Raw genomic sequence first — 18,698 nt, 5'->3', positions numbered from 1 at the left:
TTACTTACTACCTCTATATTCATTTTTTCCCATCTGCCTAAATGAATGTTGAGTTTAGTAACTAATTCTATTAGAGATATACCTAAAACTTCCTTTGCTCCCTTTATTTCTTTTCCTCCGTACAAGGTGCGTACATAATTATTTAGATGCCACATGAGCTTAAAAGATGGAGCGTTTATGAATATTTCAGAACCATCTTGAAGTTTCGTTAAAGATAGATGATGATGTATAAGGATATAGCCGCATAAATCACAAACTCTTAAACTTGCTGTACAACTCCAAAAGCTATTAGGAAATTCTCCTTTTGACGGACCTAATATACTATTTAATCTTGCATCAAATTTTCTTATTCCATTTATAAATTTTTTAATATTTTCAATGACTTCCGAATTTTGGTCTTGGATATTTTGTAAATTTATTACGTATCCTTCACCACAAATATCACATTTGTTTAAATTTTGAGCTTTTTGAGCTTTAGGTAATGATTCCTTAACAAATTTTTCAAAAGCTAATTCCCATCCTTTTTGAATATAATTTTTGTAGAATTGATTCTTTCCTATTATGCTTATTTTTCTCGTGTTTTTATCAATGTAAAACTTATTAACATCAATTTTAGGGAAGATACAGCTATTAATCTTTACACTACCATCATCCTGCAAAAAGTTCTCTACATTTTCCCCATACTCCTTCAGAACCCTTAAAAAACCTATGACACCTGCATTGTACAGCCAGCTGGAAGGGTATAGAACAATCTCTGGCATAAGCATCCCCCTATTCACTATCATATCACTATCATATTTTAGCATGGAACACAATTTTGTTAACTGCTCAATTGAGAAGGGTTTATAATTTTACCATCCGCCTTTTGGTAAAGTTTGAAGCCTCAGGGCACACATGCATAAGGACGGACTACAGGAGCAGGTTTATATGCTTATCATACACTACATATATTAACAAATCCTTTAAAAACATCTTTCCAGCCGAATGGAGATAATTTCTATAAACCACTATAGAGCCAGCTTGAGGGATAGAGCGTAATAACATTTTCTTTACCCATATTACCCCCTCAATATATATTATAAAGCCTGCTTGAAAAATTTTTGCTTGAAAATTTTTAAAAAAGTGCTATCTTAATAACCAAACAGGCAGCGGTAATCCATGATTAAACTTAGAGAACCCATAATTGCTATAGCAACGCCTTATGGTGAGAGTGCTATAGGCATGTTGAGAATCTCAGGTAGCGGTATACTGGAAAAGGTAAAAAGGTATGTGAGCATAAAGGGTGAGTTAAAGCCGCGTTACGCTCACTTTTTTAGACTTTTGGATGAGGATGGTAAAGTGCTTGACGAGGGTATATTTATATACTACAAGGCACCTGCTTCTTACACCGGTGAGGACATGATAGAGATGTGCCTTCATGGAAATCCCCTTATACTGAAAAGAGCTATTGAGATATTTCTTAGGGAAGGAATTAGACTTGCCGAACCTGGAGAATTTACTAAACGGGCTTTCCTTAATGGAAAAATGGACATCACACAAGCAGAAGCTGTAGCCGATCTTATAAGTGCTAAGACTGACCTTGCAAGGCAGGTGGCTTTGCGACAGCTTAGTGGAGAACTTTCTAACTATATAGCACCCCTTAGGGAAAAACTCCTTGACCTTTTGGCATACGTGGAAGCTGATATAGAGTTTTCTGAACAGGACATTCCTACCATTACCAATAAAGAGATGTTAAGTATATTGGAGAATATACGGGAAAATATAGAAGGTTTAGTGTCAACTGTTAAGATGGGTGAATATATAAGAAGGGGTATAAATTTAGCCATAGTGGGCAAACCGAATGTGGGAAAGTCCTCTTTGTTTAATGCTTTGCTCGGTAAGAACAGAGCCATAGTTACTGATATACCGGGAACTACGAGGGATTTCCTTCAGGAGCAAATGCACATGGAAGGCATACCAATAAATCTCGTGGATACAGCAGGTATAAGGGAAACGCATGACCATGTGGAGAAAATAGGTATCCAAAAGAGTATAGAAAATATAGAGTCTGCTGATCTCGTACTTTTTGTAGTGGACTGCTCTAAACCTCTTGAAAAGGATGACTGGGATGTGTATAATTTAGTTAAGAAGAAAGATCATATAAAAGTGTTGAATAAAATGGACCTGGGAAGAGATCCATCTGTGATAAAGATCTTTTCAGATGGTATATGCGTTAGCGCTAAAACTGGAGAGGGGATAGAAAGGTTAAGGAAGGTTATGCTTGAAAAGGTAGGTGTTTTTGGCTATGATAGTATGAAAGTTTACGTATCAACACGTCATGCAGATCTTCTGACTAAATCTTTGAAAGTTATAAGACCACTTATAAATAAACTTGGGCGTGAGGAGATTTCAACGGAAATACTCGCACTGGAACTAAGGGAGGCTCTCAATTACCTTGACGAAATCGTGGGTGCGATAACTACAGAAGACATGTTGAATGCTATCTTCTCAAGATTTTGCATAGGAAAATAAAGGAGGTTAATTATGGAACAGGAAACACAAACAACGCAAGAAAAAAAGATTTACTCATATGAGGAGCTTAGAAAGATGTCCTTAGGAGAGCTTCAAAAGTTGGGAAGGGAGCTTGATCTTTCCAGAGTAACAGGTTTGAGAAAAGAGGAACTTATAGAAAAGATCCTCACGACTCAGGCAAAAGAGGAAGGGCTTAACTTTGTCAAAGGTGTTCTTGAGATATTGCCGGAAAGCTACGGCTTTATCAGAAGTTCTGAAAACAATTATATGCCGAGTTCTACAGATGTTTACGTCTCTCCGTCCCAGATAAAAAAGTTTGGGCTGAGAACCGGTGATACCATTATAGGTTTTGCAAGACCACCACAGGAGAAAGAGAAGTACCAAGCCCTTATAAAGATAGAATCAGTTAACGGTTTACCTCCAGAACCTGAAATATTAAAATCGAGACCAGTATTTGAAAAGTTAACACCTTATCACCCTACGGAAAGGTTCAATTTAGAAACGTCACCAACAGAGCTATCCACAAGGGTCATAAGCCTTCTCACACCTATAGGAAAGGGGCAGAGAGGTCTTATAGTGGCACCTCCAAAAGCTGGAAAAACTGTTCTGCTTCAGAAAATAGCAAGAGCGCTAATCCAAAATCATCCGGAAGTTCACCTGATTATACTGCTCATTGACGAAAGACCTGAAGAAGTTACTGAGATGAGGAGGATAGTGGGTGAAGGTGCCGAAGTGGTAGCTTCCACTTTTGACGAACCTCCGGAGAGACACATGCAGGTTGCCGAGCTTGTTGTAGAAAAGGCGAAAAGGCTTGTTGAACTAAAACAGGATGTGGTTATACTCCTTGACTCTATGACGAGGTTTGGGAGAGCATCTAATGCTGTAACACCACCTACTGGAAGGGTGTTGACTGGAGGGATAGAAGCAACTGCCCTTCAAAGACCTAAAAAGTTTTTCGGTGCTGCGAGGAATATAGAAGAAGGGGGATCTCTCACCATAATAGCTACAGCTCTTATTGAAACGGGTTCTAAGATGGACGATGTTATATACGAAGAGTTCAAAGGTACAGGTAATATGGAAATACACTTAGATAGGAGACTCATGGAGAGAAGGATATTCCCGGCTATAAACATAGAAAAGTCCGGTACGAGAAAGGAAGAGCTTTTACTTGAAGAGTGGGAACTTCAAAGGGTATGGGTACTCAGGAAATTTCTTGCAACGATGGACGCTATTGAAGCTATGGAGTTTCTCCTTGATAAGCTTAAGAAATTTAAGACAAATAAAGATTTCCTTAAGGCTATGCATTCCTGATGAACCTGCTTGAGTATCAAAAAGGCTTAGAAAATAGAGAGATAAAACCTTTGAATATAGTGCAGTCGGAAGATGAATACGTTTTGAAAACCTTTACAGATAAACTTTCATCCCTTTATGAGGTAAAACTCTTGTGGGGTGACGAATTAGAACGAAAATCCTTTTTCTCCATGCTTACCGAAGGTGAAATGTTTACGAGAAAAAAGAAGGTATTTGTGGTGAAAAAAGGGGAGGAATTTCTCAAGAGCGTTAAAGATGGCGCTTACTTTGTATCCTTAGCAAAAAAGCTCAATAAGGTGAGTGTATTTTTCGTAATTTCAGAAAAAATCAATAAATCTCAGCTTGAGAAGGAACCGCTAAAGACCATACTCAGCATAGGTGACTTTCTTGAAGCAAAAAGCCCTGACAAAAGAAAGGTAAGGGAGCTTGTTAAAAGTAGATTTGTGAAGGAAGGAAGGGACATAGATGAGTCTGCCCTTGAGTATCTACTTGAGATCACATCTTACAATCTTGTAGAGTTGAAGAACGAGGTTGACAAACTCCTCCTTTACAAAGAAGGGAAAATAACGCTTGAAGATGTAAAAAGTGTCTGTTTTTCAAGTGCAGAATATACAATCTTTGACTTTATAAATGCTTTTTACACCAAAGACATGGAAAAGTCCCTTGTATACCTTTCTTCCCTGCTAAAATCAGGCATATCTCCTTTGCAAATACAGGCAATCCTAATAAATTACTCTATAAGACTCTTTGTAGCCTTTACCAGCGCAAGAGATCAGACCGATAAAGATAAGATCTTTACGGAACTAAGCTTAAACAATCCATACCTGAGGCATAGTTTTAAGATTTATATGGAGAAATTTACAGCAATGGAGGTGAAAAACCTAATTTTAAAGCTCCATACTCTTGATATAGCAGAAAAAGTATATTTTGCTGATCCTCAAGAAAGCTTGAAGAATTTTGTGATAGAATACCTTAGGTATGCGGGAAGCTAAGGTAAAGAGAGAAACAAAGGAAACGAGCATAGAAGTTTACATAAATCTTGACGGTACAGGCTCTTACGAAGTTAAAACGCCCGTAGGCTTTATTAATCACATGATTGAAACCTTTTCCAAACACTCAGGCTTTGATTTGAGAGTCTATGCGGACGGAGATGTGCATGTTTCACATCACCATACGGTGGAGGACATAGGAATAGTTATAGGTGACGCTTTTGAAAAAGCTCTGAGCGATAAGAAGGGTATAAGTAGGTTTGGTTACAGCGTCATACCTATGGACGAGGCTTTGGTTTTGAGCAGTATGGATATATCTGGAAGACCTCTATTCTTTTATGAAGACTTGGGTCTTAGGGGTAAGATAACGGATTTTGACTTTGAACTCATATGGGAATTTTTCAAGGGTTTTGCTATAGCATCCAAAAGTACACTTCATATAAGGGTTATAAGCGGTAAAATACTTCACCACGTAGCAGAAGCCTGCTTTAAATCCTTTGCGAGAACTGTCAGAGACGCCGTATCCTTAAGCGGTACTCAAATACCTTCTACAAAGGGAATTATATAGGAGGTGTTGACATGCACAAGGAATTTACATCTCAAGAGATAAAGGCTGTCTTGGGTATAACCTTTGCTGTAGCAGTTAGGATGCTCGGTCTTTTTTTACTTTTACCCGTCTTATCACCATACCTGAAAACTCTTGAAGGTGCTTCTCCTCAGCTTATAGGTCTTGCCATAGGGATATACGGCTTCGCACAAGCCTTTTTGCAGATACCTTTTGGATACCTCTCTGATAAGTACGGTAGAAAGCCTATTATAGTTTTTGGAATGATCACTTACATAATTGGCAGTCTTATGGGTGGGCTTGCTACCAACATATGGAGTATGGTAGTGGCAAGGTTCGTGCAGGGTTTTGGTGCTGTATCTTCCGCAATGATCGCTTTAGCCGCAGATCTGACAAGGGAAGAGGTGAGAACGAGAGCTTTTGCCCACATAGGTGCATCCATAGGTATAGTCTTTGCTTTGAGTATAACCCTTGCTCCCGTACTCGCAGGATACATAGGTGTCCCCTCTCTGTTTTTTCTAACTGCCTTTCTTAGCCTGCTGGCAACCTTATACTTAGCTTTTTTCATACCAGAACCTAAAGTCCACGCTCAAGACAGGGAGATAAAACCATCTTTACGGAACTTCGCTATACTGCTCACAGATAAGAATCAGCTCATGCTTAATTTCTCCATAGGTATACTTCACGCTTTCTTAGTTTCCATATTCACGGTTATACCGTACGAATTCGTTTACACCTATGATTTCCCCAAGCCTAAGCATTGGGAAGTTTATCTGCCCGCAGTTTTGATATCCTTGATAATAATGGTACCTTCCACCATAGTGGCGGAAAAAAGGGGTAAGTTTAGAGAAGTTTTTATTTTAGGTATACTTTCCATACTTGTAGGCTTTTTATTTCATGACCTTGTGAAGGGTTTTTGGGGAAGCGTACTTCTGGTACTTTTCTTTTTTATAGGTTTTCACCTGCTTGAACCTATAATACCTTCCCTTCTTACCAAGCTAACGCACAGGGATCTCAGGGGTCTGTCTTTGGGATTTTTCAACACGAACCAGTTTCTCGGAGCCTTTGTAGGAGGTCTTTGGGGTGGACTTACCCTTAAGTATGGTATCCAGTATCTACTTGTGTCTGCAGTCATCGTGTGTGTGCTCTGGTCTGTTTTCACTTATCTGTGGTTCAGTAGCCTCTATTCAGAAGGTAAGCTCGGCAATAGCAGTCTTTAGCTTAGTTTTACAAGAGGTACAGAAGTTTTTACTTTTGTGATCCGTATCGTCAATGGAGTTTGAGAAACTCATAACGCATCTACGATCGGGACAATGTCCAAGACCGAAGGTGTGTCCAAGTTCATGATTCACCTCTTTGAAAACCCTTTCAAAGAAAAGGCGTTCATCGCGCGAAAATAGTCTAAAAGTGCTTACTATAGCTTCTCTACCTTGGATCTTTGCAAGCCCAAACACGAAGTTAAAGCCTTCCGCATACATATCCCAACTTATCAAAGCCAAGATCTTCAGAAGTTCTGGATAGTTCAAGGTTGAAAGATAGTCAAGGATCTTTTCTCCTACGTACTGCTTCCTTTCATGATCGTAGGCATGTTTCAAAGGGGATGCCACAGAGGATAATCTCACCTCAAAACCGAAAGTTTCCTTCACATTCTTGGCAATTCCAAAAAGCAATCTCTTTTCTATATTTCCGAAAGTCACAAGATATATGTACATATTTACATGCCTTCTTCCCTTTTTGCTACCTCTATCTGTCTGAGTACTTCTTCTTTTGCTGTTCCTCCGTAGGTTCTCCTTCTGTCTGCAACCACTTTTGGATCAAGTAAGCTCAAGGCATCTTCATCAAATAGGGGAGAAAAATCTCTTAGTTCCTCAAGCTTTATATCCCCTAAGCTCCTGTTTTCTGACAAAAGGTAAGCTATCAGATTCCCTACTACCCTGTGAGCTTCCCTGAAAGGCAAACCCTTCATTACGAGATAGTTGGCAAGATCTGTAGCGATGATGGGATCACCAAAGGGAGGTGTCATATTTTCAACCCTTAAACTCAAACCATCAAGAACTAAATTCATAGCCTCTATACAAGCCTTTACCGTATCAATACTATCAAATAGAGGTTCTTTGTCCTCCTGAAGATCCCTGTTGTAAGCTGTGGGAAGACCTTTCAGGGAGGTAAGCAAAGAGAGGAGATTTCCGTAAAGCCTTCCCGTTTTTCCTCTTATCAGCTCAAGTACATCAGGGTTTTTCTTTTGTGGCATTATAGAACTTCCCGTGCATAGCCTATCTGGAAGCTCTACGAATCCGAACTCTTGTGTTGACCATAGTATAAGATCTTCGGAAAGCCTTGACAGATGCATGCCAACAACCGCACAGGCGTAGAGAGTATCAAGCACATAATCCCTATCGGATGTAGCTTGCAATGAGTTTCTAACCAAAGCCCTGAAATTTAGCTCCTTAGCTGTAAAAAATCTATTCAGCGGAAAGTCAACACCTGCAACCGCTCCAGAACCCAAAGGTAGAAAATCGGTCATTCTATATGCATAACAAAATCTCAGTTCATCACCCAAAAACATCTCCCTGTAAGCTAAAAAGTAATGGGAAAGTCTTATCGGCTGTGCCCTCTGCAAGTGTGTGTAAGCTGGCATAATAACATCTACCGAGTTTTCCGCAAGTTTGACGAGCTTCTTTCTGAGATCTTTCAAAAGCATTATACACTCTTTTATCTCCTTTTTTATGTAAAGTTTTTCGTCAGTGGCAATCTGATCGTTCCTTGACCTACCAGTGTGGAGTTTTCCTCCGACTTCTCCAGATCTTCTTATAAGTTCAGCCTCTATATTCATATGTACATCCTCAAGCTCCTCACTGAAAACGAATCTTCCTTCCTGTATTTCCCTTTTTATATCTTCAAGAACGTTTTGAAGAGTTAGCATCTCCTCTTGTGTAAGTATGCCTGCTTCGTAGAGTGTTTTTATGTGTGCCAAACTCTGTGTTATGTCCTCAAGTGCGAGCCTTTTGTCAAAACTCACCGATTGGGTAAACTTTTCTACAAATTCCTGCGTTTTTTCTTTGAATCTTCCTTCCCAAGGTTTTCGCATTTTAAATATTATAAAAACTCTGAGATTTAAACTATTGTTATTATTCGCTTCATTTTTTAAAACAGTCTGAAACTCTTGACAAAGGTTTTTCTGTGTGGTATTATTTAAGGCATCAAATCCTTCAAAGGAGGGTAAGAACATGAGGAAGAGCCTTTTGGCAATGGCAGCCCTGATGGGAGCAGCGGTATTGCCTTCTCAGGCAGCGGTTATAAGGGTTGATGAAGACACCTTTGCCAACATGGGGCTAAAGCTCCAAATATGGGCACAAAGGCTTGGCAAAACTACCCCAGGCGGTAAGGATCTGACGGACTTCTCCATCAACAACGCCAGGATCTACTTCAGCGGTCAGGTCAACAAGATGGTCCAGTTTGGTGCAAACCTGGACTTTGCGGTTCATGACCTTGGCGTTACTGGTAGAGGAACACATCAAGGTACGAGAGCCTCAAGGGTAAATGATGCCTTTATCAATCTCAGACCTATGGAAGAGGTCCAGCTTATGGCAGGTCTTTACAGACTTCCCTTCAGCAGGGCATCTCTGACTGACAGCTATACTTATGTGATACCTACAGGCTATGGCTACAGCACCAGAGGTAACTTCTTTACACCCTTCACCATAGGTTCTGACATTGCCAACGCTTACAGGGATGCGGGTGTAACCCTCTGGGGTAACATAGCCGATGGGATGCTCAAGTATCAACTCGGTGTTTTTGACGGAAGGTGGGACCACGCATCCGGAGCTTTGGGTGTAAAGGACAATCTTGCTTTTGCTGGAAGGATACAGTTTACACCCACCATGCTTGGCTTTAAGGGTGAAAAAGGCTTTACCCTCGCAGATACATACCTCGGAAAGCAAAACGTCCTGACCATAGGTCTCGGTTACAACTCCCAAAAGTGGGATGATGGTGCAGGAAACTCCGGTACCGCAAAAGCCTGGACCGTTGACGCTATGTGGGAGCAAAAGTTCGGTGACATAGTTCCTAACCTACAGCTTGGCTATCAGGATAACAAGGATATGCCCGCAGGTACGCCTATAGGCACTGCAAAGACGAAAAATAAAGTTTGGTACGCGCAAGCTCAGCTTCTCTACGATCAAGTAGTTGGTTTAGGGAAACCTGCTCTTGCTGTAAGGTACGAAAAGCAAGATGACAAGAGTGCTGCAAATAGGGACACTGACAGAACAGGTGTATTCCTCAACTACTACATAAAGGGTCAAGATGCCAAAATCCAGCTTGGTGCTGACGTTGTAAGTCTCAAAAATAAAGCTCCAAACGAGAAGAATTACACCGACTGGACGCTTGCCCTTCAAACCCAGTTCTAAGCTCTCATAAAAGTTCAGCCCCGCCCTCTGCGGGGTTTTTTATTTAATGAAAACAGTATCAACAAGCACTATCAAAAGGAAGATTATGCTCACATACCCATTTATTGTAAAGAAGGCTTTATTGATTTTAGAAAGATCTGAAGGCTTCACAAGCGAGTGTTCGTAAAACAAAAAACCGGCGAGCGTCAAAATTCCCAAAAAGTAAAATGAGCCAAGTTTTTGAGAAACGAATCCTAAAGCTATCAAAGAGGATAGTGTTACGAGGTGAAATAATCTTGAAAGGATTATGGCACCACTTATGCCAAGTTTGACAGCTACAGACTTTACTCCATAAATCTTATCAAACTCATAATCCTGAAGTGAGTAAAGAATGTCAAAGCCTGCAACCCAAAAAGCCATAGCTGTACCGAGAAGGATAGACAGAAAGGACACCCTTTCATTAAGAGCAATATCCACACCTAAGGGTATTAAAAAGTAAACCACACCAAGGATGAGATGAGGAAAGTTCGTAAACCTCTTTGAGTAAGGATAGATCCAAAGAAGGAAGAGTACCAGAGGAGAAAGTAAAAAGGCATAAAGGTTTATAAAGAGTGTGGAGATTAAAAAGATAGTGCTGGAAATGATTATCAAAGCGAGTATTTCATGTCTTTTGACCTTACCTGTGACATGTACCCAGTTTTTAGTTCTGGGGTTTTTCTCATCTATGGGTAGGTCTATGAACCTGTTAATAGCCATTCCGGCACTTCTTGCACTCACCAAGGCTATTATTATCCAAAAGATCTTCCAAAAACCTGGAAAGGATTCGTAGAGCAAGAGCAGAGAAGCTAAAGCAAATGGAAGCGCAAAGATGGTGTGTTCAAACTTTATGAGCTGTGCGTAATCCATAAGCTTGTCTTTTAAACTCATAGAAATATTTTATAGGCATTAGAGCGTATGACACACTTTGAGATAGATCCTCCCTACGATGAATTAGCTGAAAGGGCAGTGCTTGGAGCCATGATCTTAGACCCTGAGGTCATTCCTCAGGTTCTTGAGTATCTGAGAGAGGAAGACTTTTACATAGATAATCACAGATTGCTTTTCTCTCTATTATACAAACTGTGGGAAGACAAAGGTAAAGACTGGGATGATATTGTTCTTAGAGAGTACATAAACAGGTATGGACTCAAAGATAAGATAGATATGTCTTTCATATACGCTCTGGTGGATGAAGCTGCAAAGGGAGCGCTTTTGCAAGAGGCTATAAACCTCGTAAAAGAAAAGTCCGGACTTAGGAGCTTAATGGATCTGTCTTTTAACACACTAAGGGGTATAAAAGAAGAACCTGACTTTAACAGACTTCTTGACTTGATTACCCATCGCGTGCTTGAAATATCTGAAAAACAGACGATAAGTCATTACCATCACATAAGGGAGGTGGCGAGTAAGGTAATAGACATTATAGAAAAACATAGGAAGGAAGAAAGACTCATCACAGGTAGAGCTACGGGCTTTTTGGATCTTGATATTCTCACTACGGGTTTGCATCCTTCGGATCTTGTGATCGTAGCAGCAAGACCGGGTATGGGTAAAAGCAGTTTTATGCTCTCCATGGCTATAAATATGGCTATGGAAGAGAAAGTCCCCGTTATTATATATTCCCTTGAGATGAGCAAGGAACAACTCACCATGAGAGCGCTTTCTATGCTCTCGGGTGTTCCCCTTCAGAATATGAGAAGGGGCTTTATCAAAGAGGAGGAAAGAAGCAGACTCATAGGCTCTGCCCTTGAGCTTTCTCGCTGTGAAATATACATAGATGATACGCCAACCCTTTCAACTACAGACCTGAGAATAAAAACCAGAAAACTCAAAAAGGAAAGAGGTGTACAGGTAGCCTTTATAGATTACCTTCAACTGCTCAGACCCCCAGTTAGAAAGTCCTCAAGACAGGAAGAGGTAGCTGAAATCTCAAGGAATCTCAAAGCTTTAGCAAAAGAACTATCTATACCTGTTGTAGCCTTGGCACAGCTCTCTCGTCAAGTGGAACACAGATCAGACAAAAGACCACAATTGGCAGATCTGAGGGAATGCCTTTCTGGAGATACTATCATAATAGATGCAAAGACAGGCATATCCTATACCATAGAGGAATTATACAAGACTGGTAGAAGTGTAGAGGTTTATTCCCTTGACCTAAACACCTTGAAGATTGTATCAAAGCCCGTGGAAAAGGTAGTATTCTCTGGCTATAAGGAGGTGTATGAGTTAAGGACGAGGAGTGGAAGGTCTATAAAGGCTTCTAACAACCATCCCTTCCTTACCCCTTTTGGATGGAAAGAGCTTAAAGATATACAAGTGGGTGATTATATAGCTGTGTCAGAGAGATATCCAAAGCTCGAAATTATTTCTGAACATCCTGAAGAACTGTGTTGGTTCATTGGAAAGGAAAAAGGTATTAAGAAAATGTCTGAGGAAGTTCTTTATGAAGTGACTTGTATTCTTGAAGATAAAGATTTAGAAACAATCGCTTTATCAGAAATATTCTTTGATGAGGTGGTTGAAATAAGACTTGTAGGCTTAGAACCCACCTATGATTTAGTCATTCCAGAAACTCATAACTTCGTAGCAAACCACATAATAGTGCATAACAGTGGTCAGATTGAGCAGGACGCAGACCTAATAATCTTCATACACAGACCCGAGTACTACAAAAGAAATCCACCACCGGAAGAGCAAGGTATTGCGGAGATAATTGTTGCAAAGCAAAGGCAAGGCCCAACCGGTATCATTAAAGTAGCCTTTATGAAAGATACCGCAAGCTTTAAATCCCTTGAGTCTTCACATATGCAGAAGATAGAAAGCTACGAACCAGATCTTGAGGATTTTTCGGAAGAAGATTACGACCTTGACTTTTAAATAATCTCCACTTATGTGTAATTAAGAAACTTTAATAGTATCTGAGGTAGGTATACACTATATTAAACCCATAAGGAGGTGGGAACATGTTGGAGCTTGTACTTACGAAGGATAAACTCAATCAGAGAGAAAAGCTCGCCTTTTTTAGGAGTATGTTAAAGGCTGAGATGGACGTGCTTAACGAATACTGTGTTGATAGCGGTATCCCAAAAAGATATCGTATAGAGCTGTGCCACCTTCACAACATAAAAAAGGTGAATATAGCGAGATTGCTGAGTATAATAGAGTTTTATGACCCTGACTTTATAAAAGTCCTTGCAGTTACAGATCCAAGGGTGAGGACTTTTTTAGGCTATTATTTTGAGTTTCTAAAAACTAATCCTTATGGATACGAAGCTGTAGAACCCCAAAATCTCTTTGGAAATTGGGATTTTATAAAGTACAAACTTAGGATACTATTTCCAGAACTGACTATTGAGGAAATAGAGAAGTTCAAGTTTAAAAGGAAGGAGTTCATTGAGTATGTAAAGGGAAAACTTGGAGAAACTGAGGAGGTCATAGAATCTAAACTCAACAAAGCTACTTGGTACGAATCTGTACCTTACCTTGAGCTTGAAGAGGAAATGGCAAGAGAGTGGCATCCTGAACCTATTATGACGGAGGAAGATTGGGCTTTTATAAAGAGACACATAAAGGGTAGGAAGAACATCTTCATAAAGGAGGGAGGAGGTGAAAGATTCGTGTACGTGGATGTGGACATACCAGATGAGGAGCTTGATAGATACAAGAAAGATAGGGATGGACTAAAAAGACTGCTTATGCATAAGTATAACATAGATGAGAGCGGGGCAGAACAGATACTCAGGAAAGCCGGTTGGGAATCGGACACTTACCACATAATACCTCCCGTACATACTGACGTGATACTCAATTACGGAGAGCTTGAGAAGGCTGTAAAGAAAGAACTGGAAGAGGAAGAAAGGGGAGTGAACTATTATGAGCTTGCCAACTTTATAAGGTACCTGGGGGGTCTTGAACTTGAACAGTTAAATTACTACGAGCTTATCTACGATAAGGTAGAACAACAGGTACAGGACAAGATTGATGTGATAGTAAGAACGCAAAGGAGAATTCTTGGAAAGATGTTTGGTATATTCTATACAGTTGATCCCCTCATGGCTGAAGCCATAATAACCATAAATCCAGAAAGGATGGATTTCCTGAAAGGTCTTGCAGTTAAAGAAACTGTAAGAGGGAAAGAATTTAAGCTTTACAGTAACCAAGCAGCGTGGAAGATAGTAAAAGAAAGGATAGTTTCAAGATTTCCAGAAGTGAGCCAGGAGGAGATCGAAAGCTTCAAAGGAAAGAGAGAAGCTTTCATCAAGTATCTCGCAGAAAAGACACGTAAGCTTGAACAAGTCGTAGATAAAGCTCTTGAAGAATGCGGATGGACAAAGGATGAAGAAATACCCGCTTTCCTAAGACAGATAGGACCGTAAGTTATGTTCTTCTGAGAGCCTCTATGCTATTTCCTAAGGCTTGATATATTTCAAGTGTAGCTCTGGATCTGTTTAGGGTATAAAAGTGAAGTCCTGGAGCGCCATTCCTCAGGAGATCCTCGCACTGCCTTATGGCAAACTCTATACCTATTTTAGTTGTTTCTTCCTGATCATCCGCATAGGGTTCGAGTCTCCTTATTAGATCGTCGGGTATTGTAGCACCGCACATAGAGGCGAATCTGCTTACCTGTCTAAAGTTCGTTATGGGCATTATACCAGGTACTATGGGTATACTCACCCCTTCCTTGTAACACATGTCAAGAAACTCATAGTAGTAATCGTTTATAAAAAACATCTGCGTTATAGAAAAGTCGGCACCTTCCATCACTTTCTTTTTAAAGTATCTTATCTCCCATTCCATATTTGGGGATTCTGGATGTCCTTCCGGATAAGAGGCTACACCTATAGAAAAATAATCGCCAAAGTTACTTCTTATCAGTCTTACAAGTTCGTCAGCGTGTTTGCAGGCACCATTTGGAGGCTTAAAGTCAGGTATATTGGTGGGAATGTCTCCTCTCAGAGCTAATATATTTTCTATACCGATTTTTCTGTATTCGTTGAGTATGTCTAAAATCTCTTCCTTTGAATGGGCTATACACGTTAGGTGTGCCATAACGGTCAGGTGAGTTTCTTTGTGTATCTTTTCTACTATTCTCCTAGTCTTATCTCGTGTACTTCCCCCTGCCCCGTACGTGACTGAAACAAATGTAGGTGATATGTGTTCAAGACTCTTTATGGTAGAAAAAAGATCCCTTTCGCCTTCTTCGGTTTTTGGTGGGAAGAACTCAAAGGATATGCTAAAGGTTCCCCGTTTGAGTATCTCTCCTATTTTCAACGAATACCTCCATAAGCTTTATAATCTTCATTTTGCAAGGTGCGGGTGATTTTAAAAATATACTCAGAGCGTTTATGAGTTTTTCAAGTTCATTCCCATGCTTTTGAGCAAACTGGTGAAGATAATCTAAAGAATGTTCTACCTCCGCGATTAGAACTTTCTCCTTGAGTATGTGGTCCAAATCTTTACCTTCTGAAAAAGCTCTCAGTATCTTTATGATCTTACTTATGAGATCATCTCTCGTTTTTGCCCATTTTAGATCCGTATACTCCGTTATCACTTTATAAAAGGTCTCCAGCGTATCTTGCATTCACTTGCTGAGTTCCTGCAGATCCTTTATGAGCTGATCCACATCTATTGCCGGCATAGTGAGTGTTCTTATTGTCCCCCTTGAGCCAAGTTCAATAGCCATCTTGACTACCGTGTCGTTGTCTGGCGCTTCGAGTATGTTCACGAAGTCATACGGACCCATGACAGCATATTGAGCGATGAGCTTAACCCCAAAGCGCTCCATAACCTCCCTGTCTACTTCCTTTATCCTTTCGGGTCTGTGCTTTAATGTCTTCATACCTTCATCCGTCAAGGTTGTAAGCATCACAAACAGTGCCATCTTTTTTACCTCCCTTCTAAATATTTTAATTCTCTTGTCGGCAAAGATCAAAAAACTCTTGACTTATGATAAAAATCAGTTTAAATTATTGTTAAGTTATCGTTAATATAACTTAGGAGGTGCGTAGTATGGATGTGTTGGGTTTTTATCCCATGTGGTACGTACCGACAGTAGGAAGTGCAACTGTCATAGCCATCATAGCCACCATTCACGTTATGGCATCCCATACTTCCGTAGGTGGGTCCATACTTCTTGCTTATCTTGCCACCAAGGCATACAGAGAGAACCAACCCCAGATATATGAGTACATAAAGAAGTACCTTCTGGGGCTTCTTATTTTTTCCTACGTATCTGGCTCCATAACTGGTCCGGGTATATGGTTTTCAGCAACTGTGGCAAACCCCAGAGGAATTTCGGCTCTAATTCACAACTTCGTGTGGGTCTGGGCTGCAGAGTGGGTCTGGTTCATAGCTGAGGTCACCTTAGTTTACATACTCTTTTACACGCTTGGGAAAATAGACCAGAGGAGCTGGTTGAGACTCGTCTGGACCTTTGCCATAGGCTCGTGGGCTACCATGTATATCATAGTAGGCATATTGTCCTTTATGCTCTCGCCAGGACACGAGAAATGGTTTGAGACAGGCAATATACTTGATGCCTTTTATAACAAGAACTATTTTCCGCATCTACTTGAGAGAACATCCTTTATGTTTGCCATAGCGGGTACTGTAGGACTTGCCATAGCGGGGCTTATGAAAAAGGATATAAGCGAAAAGACCTACAAAGAGATAGTCAAGACTTTGTCTTACTGGGGCATAGGAGGTGTTGTATTCGGACTTATGTTCTTCGTATGGTACATCTCAACTCTTCCAAATAGGAGTAACGTAATACTTGAAAACGTTATACCGCTATACCTCAAGTTACCTATAATGCTCATAATTCTTGTTTTACTTGCTCACTTTTTCCTGACAGCGGTTAGACCCACAATGGCGAGGTTCTGGATGGCTTACCCCATATATATACTCATATTCTTCATGGGTGTATATCCGGAAGAGAAAATAAGGGAAACCTTGAGAAAGCCATACGTTGCAGGTGAGTTTGTATGGGTAAATCAGATAATATCAAAGGATGTACCCGCTAAGGGTATAAGGTCAGAAGTTCCTATCATAGACCAAAAGGGAATCCTGAATGTGAATGCCTTCGTACCAGATGCGCTTAGGAAGATAACACCTCAAAATCAAGTAATGGCTGGAAAGGTTGTAGCTGTACTTGAATGTTCAGGTTGTCACAACGTGACTGGATCTACTGGTCTTAGACCCTTTGGACAAAAGTTTGCAGGCATGACAGATCCAAATGCGATTTACAGCTTTTTGGTTAGCTACCTCAGAAACAGCCATCCTCCTTATATGCCAAAGCTCACAGGTACTGACGATGAGGTAAAAGCCCTGTCTGCATATATAGCCGACATGATATCTAAGGGTGGAAGAGTTTCTGCAAAGATAGAAGTTCCGTCTTCTTCTGAGGCTAAAAAGTAAGGAGGTGCGAGCTATGAGAGAAGCTTTAAAATGGGTTCTGCTCGGTGTGTTGTCTTTTATGCTCGTGGGAGGTAGGTTAGCTCTCGCAGTTGATACCTCCTCCATGCTGAAAGCCATGTCCGATCCAGCAGGCGCTCCCTTCTTCCCAGTTGTTATGCAGATACTTCAGGTACTTACATGGGCATTGCACATACTCTTCGTTTACACTGCAATAGGTGGTCTTTTGTTTGCTATATACGGCTTTGTAAAAAAGGAAGAGAGGTGGCAAAGACTCTCAAGGGCAACTATTGAGCTTTCAAAGGTTTCCGTATCCTTAGCCATAGTGCTTGGTGTTGCTCCACTTCTCTTTTATCAGGTCATATACGATCCCTTATGGTACTCATCTGCTAATCTTTCGGCTTGGTGGTACATACTCTTTATAGTATTTCTACTTATAGGCTACTACTTTGTATGGGGGGCTTACTTTACGAGGGAGAAAGCACCGCTTTCCATGTTTATGTCCATTCTCGGTGTGATCTTTTTGCTTCTCGTTGGCTTTATCATCCATGTAGTGAATTACCAATCTCTATATCCGGAAAAGTGGGTAGAGTGGTATACCTCCGGTGGAACCACCATGAATACGGGCGGATGGAACATATACGCCTTCAATATTTTCAGATATCTCTCCTTCCTTCTATTTCCATCTGTAGCTGTCACAGGTGTATTTCTTATGCTTTACAACTGGTACTTTAGGAACAGGGAAGATATGGATAGGGAATACCTTGATTGGGCTGGCAAAGTAGGGGTAAGGTTTGCCCTTTATGCAGGTGTAGGATGGCTCGCTTCTCAAATTCTTTACATACTTACCATTCCAGCTGATTGGGGCGCAAAAGGAAGTATATTCACTTGGCTAAGTCTATTGGGACTTTTACTCGTTGCGGGTGTGATTTTTGTAGCTCAAAAAGATCCAGTAAAAATGGCTCTACCTTCTCTAATTTCTGGTGCGGTGGCTGTCATACTTATAGCCGTATTTAGGGAATATCTTAGGGTTGCCTCAACAGCCAGATTTGGCTATTCCATATATAGCTATAAGGTAAACCTTGAACTTCTGAGTCCGCTACTCTTTTTTGGAACACTTGTGACTGGTCTTATCCTTTACGCCTACGCTTGGTGGATGGCTTATCAGGGAGGAAAAACCCCAAAAGGGAGAGTTTATGAGGCTTCTGAAACGGAACACCATCTTGGAGATGCTTCCGTCTTTGTAGTTGTCCTCTGGGCGGTTGTGTTTATTGGTGTAGGTCTTATCGTAATAGTTAAAAACTACGGTTGATTAGGTACCGGGCTTTTGCCCGGTCACTCTTTTATAATCAGTTTGGCACCATTTTCCAGGATCACGATCTTCTCCCTGTGTTTTTCCACACTTTTTGGTAGGTATGCAGGATCATTATCTCTTTTAGCAAACGTAACTTCCGCAGATGAAAGTCCGTATTTGGCAGGATCTCT

At 40.6% G+C, this 18,698-nt stretch carries 17 protein-coding genes; 10 read left to right on the top strand and 7 right to left on the bottom strand.

The genetic code is table 11. From position 1 onward, the window contains the following. The coding region (locus ABWK04_00160; protein ID MEZ0360295.1) for a hypothetical protein at positions 1-785 on the bottom strand (785 nt) is incomplete at its 3' end. Between the two features lie 373 nt (positions 786-1,158). Between ABWK04_00160 and mnmE the strand changes: the two genes are divergently transcribed. From mnmE to ABWK04_00135, 5 genes are read left to right on the top strand one after another with little or no spacing between them, the layout of a single operon-like run. Further along, positions 1,159-2,511 carry a tRNA uridine-5-carboxymethylaminomethyl(34) synthesis GTPase MnmE gene (mnmE, locus tag ABWK04_00155; protein ID MEZ0360294.1) on the top strand — a complete coding sequence of 451 codons (1,353 nt, stop codon included), beginning with the start codon at positions 1,159-1,161 and terminating at the stop codon, positions 2,509-2,511. A 12-nt stretch (positions 2,512-2,523) separates the two neighbouring features. After that, positions 2,524-3,822, top strand: a complete 1,299-nt coding sequence (gene rho / locus ABWK04_00150; GenBank protein ID MEZ0360293.1) for a transcription termination factor Rho — start codon at positions 2,524-2,526, stop codon at positions 3,820-3,822. Beyond that, a complete protein-coding gene (holA, locus tag ABWK04_00145) occupies positions 3,822-4,814 on the top strand; it encodes a DNA polymerase III subunit delta (protein MEZ0360292.1) in 993 nt (330 codons plus the stop codon). The genes rho and holA overlap by 1 nt, the downstream gene beginning before the upstream one ends. After that, positions 4,801-5,379, top strand: a complete 579-nt coding sequence (gene hisB / locus ABWK04_00140; GenBank protein ID MEZ0360291.1) for an imidazoleglycerol-phosphate dehydratase HisB — start codon at positions 4,801-4,803, stop codon at positions 5,377-5,379. The genes holA and hisB overlap by 14 nt, the downstream gene beginning before the upstream one ends. An 11-nt stretch (positions 5,380-5,390) precedes the next feature. After that, the gene (locus ABWK04_00135; GenBank protein MEZ0360290.1) at positions 5,391-6,596 is read left to right on the top strand and encodes an MFS transporter; all 1,206 of its coding nucleotides are present in this window, start codon (positions 5,391-5,393) and stop codon (positions 6,594-6,596) included. On the opposite strand, the gene ABWK04_00130 is transcribed toward ABWK04_00135, so the two are convergent. Continuing rightward, positions 6,564-7,088: an archaemetzincin family Zn-dependent metalloprotease gene (locus ABWK04_00130; protein ID MEZ0360289.1), complete on the bottom strand. Its 525-nt coding sequence runs from the start codon at positions 7,086-7,088 to the stop codon at positions 6,564-6,566. The two genes, ABWK04_00135 and ABWK04_00130, sit on opposite strands and share 33 nt — an antisense overlap. A 2-nt stretch (positions 7,089-7,090) precedes the next feature. Next, positions 7,091-8,464: an argininosuccinate lyase gene (argH, locus tag ABWK04_00125; protein ID MEZ0360288.1), complete on the bottom strand. Its 1,374-nt coding sequence runs from the start codon at positions 8,462-8,464 to the stop codon at positions 7,091-7,093. Between the two features lie 139 nt (positions 8,465-8,603). Here argH and ABWK04_00120 point away from each other — a divergent pair, with 139 nt between their 5' ends. Then, the gene (locus tag ABWK04_00120; GenBank protein ID MEZ0360287.1) at positions 8,604-9,782 is read left to right on the top strand and encodes a porin; all 1,179 of its coding nucleotides are present in this window, start codon (positions 8,604-8,606) and stop codon (positions 9,780-9,782) included. Between the two features lie 39 nt (positions 9,783-9,821). Here ABWK04_00120 and ABWK04_00115 read toward each other — a convergent pair whose 3' ends face one another. Beyond that, the gene (locus ABWK04_00115; GenBank protein MEZ0360286.1) at positions 9,822-10,688 is read right to left on the bottom strand and encodes a UbiA-like polyprenyltransferase; all 867 of its coding nucleotides are present in this window, start codon (positions 10,686-10,688) and stop codon (positions 9,822-9,824) included. 27 nt (positions 10,689-10,715) lie between these two features. On the opposite strand from ABWK04_00115, the gene dnaB reads away from it, so the two are divergent. Both dnaB and ABWK04_00105 read left to right on the top strand, forming a co-directional pair. After that, positions 10,716-12,677 carry a replicative DNA helicase gene (dnaB, locus tag ABWK04_00110; GenBank protein ID MEZ0360285.1) on the top strand — a complete coding sequence of 654 codons (1,962 nt, stop codon included), beginning with the start codon at positions 10,716-10,718 and terminating at the stop codon, positions 12,675-12,677. Positions 12,678-12,763: 86 nt separating this feature from the next. Beyond that, positions 12,764-14,176 carry a hypothetical protein gene (locus ABWK04_00105; GenBank protein ID MEZ0360284.1) on the top strand — a complete coding sequence of 471 codons (1,413 nt, stop codon included), beginning with the start codon at positions 12,764-12,766 and terminating at the stop codon, positions 14,174-14,176. 1 nt (position 14,177) lies between these two features. Here ABWK04_00105 and metF read toward each other — a convergent pair whose 3' ends face one another. From metF to ABWK04_00090, 3 genes are read right to left on the bottom strand one after another with little or no spacing between them, the layout of a single operon-like run. Further along, complete coding sequence (metF, locus tag ABWK04_00100; GenBank protein MEZ0360283.1) at positions 14,178-15,071, bottom strand: methylenetetrahydrofolate reductase [NAD(P)H]; 894 nt, start codon at positions 15,069-15,071, stop codon at positions 14,178-14,180. After that, a complete protein-coding gene (locus ABWK04_00095) occupies positions 15,034-15,381 on the bottom strand; it encodes a hypothetical protein (protein ID MEZ0360282.1) in 348 nt (115 codons plus the stop codon). Before ABWK04_00095 ends, metF begins: the two co-directional genes overlap by 38 nt. Further along, positions 15,382-15,681: a GYD domain-containing protein gene (locus ABWK04_00090; GenBank protein ID MEZ0360281.1), complete on the bottom strand. Its 300-nt coding sequence runs from the start codon at positions 15,679-15,681 to the stop codon at positions 15,382-15,384. It abuts the gene before it with no gap. Between the two features lie 128 nt (positions 15,682-15,809). Between ABWK04_00090 and ABWK04_00085 the strand changes: the two genes are divergently transcribed. Together ABWK04_00085 and ABWK04_00080 are read left to right on the top strand one after the other, a co-directional pair. After that, complete coding sequence (locus tag ABWK04_00085; protein ID MEZ0360280.1) at positions 15,810-17,216, top strand: cytochrome C; 1,407 nt, start codon at positions 15,810-15,812, stop codon at positions 17,214-17,216. A gap of 13 nt (positions 17,217-17,229) precedes the next feature. Continuing rightward, on the top strand, positions 17,230-18,525 hold the full coding sequence (locus ABWK04_00080) for a hypothetical protein (GenBank protein ID MEZ0360279.1): 1,296 nt from the start codon (positions 17,230-17,232) through the stop codon (positions 18,523-18,525). Positions 18,526-18,698 lie beyond the last annotated feature (173 nt).

This window comes from Hydrogenobacter sp. (genome assembly GCA_041287335.1).
Taxonomy (GTDB): domain Bacteria; phylum Aquificota; class Aquificia; order Aquificales; family Aquificaceae; genus Hydrogenobacter.
Note: the sequence above shows the minus strand (reverse complement) of the source record. Positions and strands in the feature narration are given on the sequence as shown.

What these genes read in the sequence shown, in the direction of transcription:
- mnmE (MEZ0360294.1), top strand. Translation starts at nt 1,159, where the DNA reads ATGATTAAACTTAGAGAACCCATAATTGCTATAGCAACGCCTTATGGT.
- rho (MEZ0360293.1), top strand. Translation starts at nt 2,524, where the DNA reads ATGGAACAGGAAACACAAACAACGCAAGAAAAAAAGATTTACTCATAT.
- holA (MEZ0360292.1), top strand. Translation starts at nt 3,822, where the DNA reads ATGAACCTGCTTGAGTATCAAAAAGGCTTAGAAAATAGAGAGATAAAA.
- hisB (MEZ0360291.1), top strand. Translation starts at nt 4,801, where the DNA reads ATGCGGGAAGCTAAGGTAAAGAGAGAAACAAAGGAAACGAGCATAGAA.
- ABWK04_00135 (MEZ0360290.1), top strand. Translation starts at nt 5,391, where the DNA reads ATGCACAAGGAATTTACATCTCAAGAGATAAAGGCTGTCTTGGGTATA.
- ABWK04_00130 (MEZ0360289.1), bottom strand. Translation starts at nt 7,088, where the DNA reads ATGTACATATATCTTGTGACTTTCGGAAATATAGAAAAGAGATTGCTT.
- argH (MEZ0360288.1), bottom strand. Translation starts at nt 8,464, where the DNA reads ATGCGAAAACCTTGGGAAGGAAGATTCAAAGAAAAAACGCAGGAATTT.
- ABWK04_00120 (MEZ0360287.1), top strand. Translation starts at nt 8,604, where the DNA reads ATGAGGAAGAGCCTTTTGGCAATGGCAGCCCTGATGGGAGCAGCGGTA.
- ABWK04_00115 (MEZ0360286.1), bottom strand. Translation starts at nt 10,688, where the DNA reads ATGAGTTTAAAAGACAAGCTTATGGATTACGCACAGCTCATAAAGTTT.
- dnaB (MEZ0360285.1), top strand. Translation starts at nt 10,716, where the DNA reads ATGACACACTTTGAGATAGATCCTCCCTACGATGAATTAGCTGAAAGG.
- ABWK04_00105 (MEZ0360284.1), top strand. Translation starts at nt 12,764, where the DNA reads ATGTTGGAGCTTGTACTTACGAAGGATAAACTCAATCAGAGAGAAAAG.
- ABWK04_00095 (MEZ0360282.1), bottom strand. Translation starts at nt 15,381, where the DNA reads ATGCAAGATACGCTGGAGACCTTTTATAAAGTGATAACGGAGTATACG.
- ABWK04_00090 (MEZ0360281.1), bottom strand. Translation starts at nt 15,681, where the DNA reads ATGGCACTGTTTGTGATGCTTACAACCTTGACGGATGAAGGTATGAAG.
- ABWK04_00085 (MEZ0360280.1), top strand. Translation starts at nt 15,810, where the DNA reads ATGGATGTGTTGGGTTTTTATCCCATGTGGTACGTACCGACAGTAGGA.
- ABWK04_00080 (MEZ0360279.1), top strand. Translation starts at nt 17,230, where the DNA reads ATGAGAGAAGCTTTAAAATGGGTTCTGCTCGGTGTGTTGTCTTTTATG.